At 58.9% G+C, this 2,070-nt stretch carries 1 protein-coding gene and 1 pseudogene; both read left to right on the top strand.

The features are described from left to right. Positions 1 to 504: pseudogene (nifH, locus tag NEI07_RS13225) on the top strand (nitrogenase reductase); the annotation flags it as partial. 76 nt (positions 505 to 580) lie between these two features. Beyond that, positions 581 to 2,070: nitrogenase molybdenum-iron protein alpha chain (gene nifD / locus NEI07_RS13230; RefSeq protein ID WP_256035143.1), on the top strand; the 1,490-nt coding region annotated here is incomplete at its 3' end.

A 2,070-nucleotide genomic window follows, 5' to 3' on the forward strand; every position in this document is an offset into this window, starting at 1 on the left:
GGCGACGTGGTCTGCGGCGGCTTCGCCATGCCGATCCGCGAGAACAAGGCGCAGGAAATCTACATTGTCATGTCCGGCGAGATGATGGCGATGTATGCGGCCAACAACATCTCCAAGGGCATTTTGAAATACGCCAATTCCGGCGGCGTGCGCCTGGGCGGTCTGGTCTGCAATGAGCGTCAGACCGACAAGGAGCTGGAGCTTGCGGAAGCTTTGGCGAAGAAGCTCGGCACGACGCTGATCTACTTCGTGCCGCGCGACAATATCGTGCAGCACGCCGAGCTGCGCCGCATGACCGTTCTGGAATATGCGCCGGAGTCGCAGCAGGCGAACCATTATCGCAATCTCGCGGTGAAGATCCACGCGAACCAGGGCAAGGGCATCATCCCGACCCCGATCACGATGGACGAACTCGAAGACATGCTGATGGAGCACGGCATCATGAAGGCGGTCGACGAGAGCCAGATCGGCAAGACCGCGGCCGAACTCCAGGCGATCGCCTAACCCGTCAACGCATGAGCGTCGACCTCCCGCACGCGGGAGGTCGAGCGAAATCAGAAAGCATTAAAGGAGACATCAAATGAGTGTTTCGCCCACATTGAGCGTCGCGGAGATCAAGGACCGCAACAAAGCGCTCATCGAAGAAGTTCTGAAGGTTTATCCAGAGAAGACCGCCAAGCGCCGCGCCAAGCACCTCAACGTGCATCAGGAAGGCAAGCCGGATTGCGGCGTGAAGTCGAACATCAAGTCGATCCCTGGCGTGATGACCATTCGCGGCTGCGCTTACGCCGGCTCGAAGGGCGTCGTCTGGGGTCCGATCAAGGACATGATCCACATCAGCCACGGCCCGGTCGGCTGCGGCCAATATTCCTGGGCGGCGCGCCGTAACTATTACATCGGCACGACCGGCATCGACACTTTCGTCACGATGCAGTTCACCTCCGACTTCCAAGAGAAGGACATCGTCTTCGGCGGCGACAAGAAGCTCGCGAAGATCATGGACGAGATCCAGGAGCTGTTCCCGCTGAACAACGGCATCACCGTTCAGTCGGAATGCCCGATCGGCCTCATTGGCGACGATATCGAGGCTGTGTCGAAGGCCAAGTCGAAGGAATATGATGGCAAGACCATCGTTCCGGTGCGTTGCGAGGGCTTCCGCGGCGTTTCTCAATCGCTGGGCCATCACATCGCCAATGACGCGATCCGCGATTGGGTGTTCGACAAGATCGCTCCCGACGCCGCGCCGCGTTTCGAGCCGACGCCTTATGACGTCGCCATCATCGGCGACTACAACATTGGCGGCGACGCCTGGTCGTCACGCATCCTGCTCGAAGAGATGGGTCTGCGCGTGATCGCGCAATGGTCGGGCGACGGCAGCCTCGCGGAACTGGAAGCGACGCCGAAGGCGAAGCTGAACGTTCTGCACTGCTACCGTTCGATGAACTATATTTCGCGCCACATGGAAGAAAAATACGGCATTCCGTGGTGCGAATACAACTTCTTCGGCCCGAGCAAGATCGCCGAGTCGCTGCGCAAGATCGCCAGCTATTTCGACGACAAGATCAAGGAAGGCGCTGAGCAGGTCATCGCCAAATATCAGCCGTTGATGGACGCGGTCATCGCCAAATACCGTCCGCGTCTGGAAGGCAAGACGGTCATGTTGTTCGTCGGCGGCCTCCGCCCGCGTCACGTGATCGGCGCTTACGAAGACCTCGGCATGGAAGTCGTCGGCACCGGCTATGAATTCGGCCACAACGACGACTATCAGCGCACCGCCCAGCATTACGTCAAGGACGGAACGCTGATCTACGACGACGTGACCGGCTACGAATTCGAAAAATTCGTCGAGAAGATCCAGCCCGATCTCGTCGGCTCAGGCATCAAGGAAAAATACGTCTTCCAAAAGATGGGCGTGCCTTTCCGCCAGATGCACAGCTGGGATTATTCGGGCCCCTACCATGGCTATGACGGTTTCGCGATCTTCGCGCGGGACATGGACATGGCGATCAACTCGCCGGTCTGGAAAATGACCAAGGCGCCTTGGAAGACCGAGGAACTGCCGCTGCTCCA

The sequence above is a fragment of the Methylocystis suflitae genome, from assembly GCF_024448135.1.
In the GTDB taxonomy this organism is placed as follows: Bacteria; Pseudomonadota; Alphaproteobacteria; order Rhizobiales; family Beijerinckiaceae; genus Methylocystis; species Methylocystis suflitae.